This window comes from Bacillus haikouensis, from assembly GCF_013179555.1.
In the GTDB taxonomy this organism is placed as follows: Bacteria; Bacillota; Bacilli; order Bacillales; family Bacillaceae_B; genus Rossellomorea; species Rossellomorea haikouensis_A.
The window spans coordinates 1-3995 of the sequence record NZ_JABMCR010000332.1; the positions used below are offsets into that span (position 1 = coordinate 1).

General features: G+C 46.4%; 4 protein-coding genes. 2 read left to right on the forward strand and 2 right to left on the reverse strand.

The features are described from left to right. Both HP456_RS20850 and HP456_RS20860 read right to left on the reverse strand, forming a co-directional pair. On the reverse strand, positions 1-957 hold a 957-nt coding region (locus HP456_RS20850), incomplete at its 3' end, for a MalY/PatB family protein (RefSeq protein ID WP_172254704.1). Between the two features lie 418 nt (positions 958-1375). Beyond that, complete coding sequence (locus HP456_RS20860; protein ID WP_172254706.1) at positions 1376-2278, reverse strand: alpha/beta fold hydrolase; 903 nt, start codon at positions 2276-2278, stop codon at positions 1376-1378. A 148-nt stretch (positions 2279-2426) separates the two neighbouring features. Between HP456_RS20860 and HP456_RS20865 the strand changes: the two genes are divergently transcribed. Beyond that, positions 2427-2927: an Lrp/AsnC family transcriptional regulator gene (locus tag HP456_RS20865; RefSeq protein ID WP_172254708.1), complete on the forward strand. Its 501-nt coding sequence runs from the start codon at positions 2427-2429 to the stop codon at positions 2925-2927. Next, a partial coding sequence (locus HP456_RS20870) for an aminotransferase class I/II-fold pyridoxal phosphate-dependent enzyme (RefSeq protein ID WP_172254709.1) occupies positions 2924-3995 on the forward strand: 1072 nt, incomplete at its 3' end. The genes HP456_RS20865 and HP456_RS20870, both read left to right, overlap by 4 nt.

Below are 3995 nucleotides of genomic sequence, written 5' to 3' on the forward strand. Positions count from 1 at the left end.
TTCCGGTTCGACAAGGTGAATCCGGGGCAGGTGCTTTTCAATGAATGATTTTGTTATGTTCACATTTTCCTTTAAATAGCCCAGGATGTTCTCAAGCCACTGTTCACCATTACGATAGGCGGCTTCCATCCCGGTGATGCCGAATGTATTCAGGGTGAAGAAGCCTTGCTTCTTGTGGACAGCGGCAATTTTATCCCGGAACTCCTTATTTGGAGTGATCATGGCAGATGCCTGCAAGCCGGCAAGGTTGAAGGTTTTACTCGGTGCGATACAGGTGATCGTCATTTCTGCATAACTTTCATCTATTGCCGCGATTGGCGTATGTTTGCTGGTTTCCAAGACAAGGTCGGAGTGGATTTCATCCGACACGATGATGACATCATACTTTTTGCAAAGCTCAGCCATTCTGGTCAGTTCCTCACGGGACCACACACGTCCGCTTGGGTTGTGCGGATTGCAGAGCAGGAATAGCTTTACTCCCTTTTTCAAAGATTGTTCAAAGTCTTCAAATGAAATGCTGTATTTCCCGTTTTCGTAGGTTAGCTGAGCATTCTCAATCACACGGTCATTTTCCTCCGTCATGCTGAAAAATGGGGTGTATACAGGCGATTGGACGAGTACTTTGTCGCCGGGATCCGTCAATGCCTGTATAATCGTCCCTATTGCCGGCACCACTCCCGGGCTGTACTGGAGCCAGCTGTTATGGATGTTCCAGCCGTGTCTTTTACCGACCCAATCCTTGATTGCTTCTGTAGGTCCATCCCCGACAAAGGTGTACCCGAAGATACCATGATCCAGCCTGTTTTTGAGCGCTTCCGTTACTTCAGCGGGAGGAAGGAAGTCCATATCAGCCACCCACATCGGAAGTACATCATCTTTTCCAAAAACGGCTTTGGTCATATCCCATTTTACAGAGGATGTCCCTTTTCGATCGATTATTTTCTCGAATTCGTTCAATGTCTTAACCCCTTTTCTATTAAAATGGTAAGTTCCGGCAGCCCGAAGACGTCAAATGCCGTTCACCTTCAAGCTTCCTATGAATTCTTATGCAATATTCATCTTATTATGTAATTCGAAAAGATGAAAATTATTTGTTTATGTCTATCCCTGGTATCAGACACTATCCATATAGGTATGGAAGAGAAGAACTTGATAATGAGAAACACGAATGAAAAGCTGATCCATACCTCCCAGGAATGGATCATATGATCGGGACCGTTCATGATGAAGACAATTCTTGCAAGTATTCAAGAGAACTATGAATTTTCGTTTGAAGAGTGGATTCCGATGGATTGAATGCCTGAGAGTTTTTATACGTTACTTTCAGTAAAGAACAGCGGCACCTATTTGATTTAATCTATATGCAAGGGTCTCTCTACGTTTCCGTCAGAAGCGAAGGAGAGAGTCCTTTTTTATATTGAGTTTGTTCATTCTTTATGAATTCATCAGCTTCAGAATGAACAAACTGCTGAATATGCTGGAGTATCTCGTCTGGCTTTTCTTCCGGTACAAGATGACCAGTTTCCTCCAACACAACCAGGTTGGACAAGGGAAGATCCTTTGCCAGTCTGTGTCCGGTCGAAAGCGGGACGACGCGGTCGTGCTCTCCCCAGACCAGCAGACAGGGGGTCTCGATTTTCTTCAATTCGGCGATCGATAAATCTCCTTCGCGGTCACGGATCATACGTGTCAACGCTTTAAAGATGTCATCTTCTAAAAATGGGCGCAGGTAGCCGAAAAGCATTTCATCATCAATCATTTCTTTGTTATGGACTACATTCTCAAGGTTCTTCCGGACTCCGGAACGGGTAAGCCAGAGCTTTACATACAGGTGGAAAAAAGGGATGCGGCTTGCCATCGTGACCGGCCACTTCATCTTCGGCAGATAACCCGAACTGCATAAAAGCACACCCTTTTCGACGAGTGAGGGTTCTTTTTTCATGACATTCAGGGCAATCTGTCCCCCCATTGAGTGCCCGGTCAGATAGATATTCTTCACATTCAAGTATTCGAGCAGCTGAATGACGGTGTCGGCCAGGTTTTCATAGGAATAGACGAAGCGGCTCGTCTTATCGCTCCCTCCGAAGGGAGGCAGGTCAATCGATATGACATTATACTGGTCTTTCAGAAGGGGAGTTAAGCGTCTGAAGCTGAAGGATGAAGATAAAAATCCGTGTAAAAGAACGAAGGTTCGGGACGCCGTCGGGTGCTGATGATATTCATAATACACACGAGCGCCATTGACGGTTGCAGTTCTGGCAAAGTCGTTTCCTAGCATGATGTTTCACTCCTCACATTGTTTGTTTTAACGTATTTTACCCTTTTTTGACCATTTAACACCTTAAAGAAAAACGCAATGTCACTCTTTTTATTTTTTCATCTTCTGCTATAATGAAACCATTTAAGTGATATGGAGGAGAATGAGTATGCAGCTTAGCGATTTGGAGCTTGATTTACTAAGGATTTTACAGAAGGATGCGAGAATTTCATCAGAAAACTTAGGAAAGATGCTTCAAGTAACACCTGAAGAAGTGGAAACAGCTCTTACAAGGCTGGAAAAAGATCATATCCTTGTGCGGTACAGCTCAATCGTTGATTGGTCGAAAGTAGAGGGCCATGAAGGTGTCACAGCAATGATCGACGTTAAGGTGGCCCCGAAAAGAGGGGTTGGATTTGACGAAGTCGCACACAGGATTTATCGATATAAAGAAGTGAAAAGCGTGTACCTGATGTCGGGGGCATATGATCTATCTGTGACGGTTGAAGGGCGGTCCATGAATGAAGTGGCGACCTTTGTATCCGAAAAACTTTCGACTCTTGATTCGGTCCTGTCCACGACCACTCACTTTCAACTTAAAAAGTATAAGCATGACGGCACCATTTTCGGTGATGCTCATGAGGATAAGCGGATTGTGGTGTCGCCATGACGACAAAGACATCATATTTAGCGAAGTCGGTTGAAAACTTGAAGCCGTCCGGAATCCGTAAATTCTTTGATTTGGCAGCCAATATGGAAGGTGTCATTTCACTCGGGGTGGGGGAACCGGACTTTATCACTTCTTGGACAGTGAGGGAGGCGGCCATTCTTTCATTGGAGCAGGGCAATACATCCTATACAGCCAACGCCGGCTTGTTGGAGCTCCGTGAAAAAATAGCCCGCTATATGCGGAACGGTTATGACATGGAGTATGACCCGGAAAGTGAAATCATCGTGACAGTAGGAGCCAGTCAGGCCCTTGATATCAGTCTGAGAGCGATCGTCGACCCTGGTGATGAAGTGGTGGTCGCCGAGCCCGGCTTCGTCTCATATGTACCGCTTGTGCAGCTTGCAGGTGGGACACCTGTGACAATTGAAACGAAACCTGAGAACGGGTTCAAATTGACCGCTGAAGAACTGGAAGAAGCGATTACGGACCGGACGAAGGCAGTTTTATTATGTTCTCCGAATAATCCGACAGGGACTGTGTTGGAAAAAGAAAATCTGGAGGCGCTTGCAGATGTCATCCGCCGTCACGATCTGGTGGTGCTTTCAGATGAAATCTATTCTGAACTGGCCTATGACCGAGGCCACGTCTCGATCGCATCTCTTGAAGAGATGAGAAAACGGACAATCGTAATTAATGGGTTTTCTAAAGGATTTGCGATGACAGGCTGGCGGCTGGGGTTTATATGCGCCCCTGCAGAAATAGCTGTGCCCCTGTTGAAGATACATCAGTATGCAATGATGTGTGCCTCGACTCCCGCTCAATACGCAGCGGTAGAGGCCTTGGATAAAGGGATGGGAGACGTGCTGGAAATGAAGCGCAGCTACCGTCACCGCCGCCATTATTTCGTTGATTCATTGAACGAGATGGGGCTTGTGTGCCACCTGCCTGGCGGGGCATTTTACGCGTTCCCGTCGGTTGCTGAAACCGGCCTGTCCTCAGAGGAATTTGCCGAAAAGCTGCTGTTGGAAGAAAAGGTGGCTGTCGTTCCCGGAAATGTGTTCGGCAAAG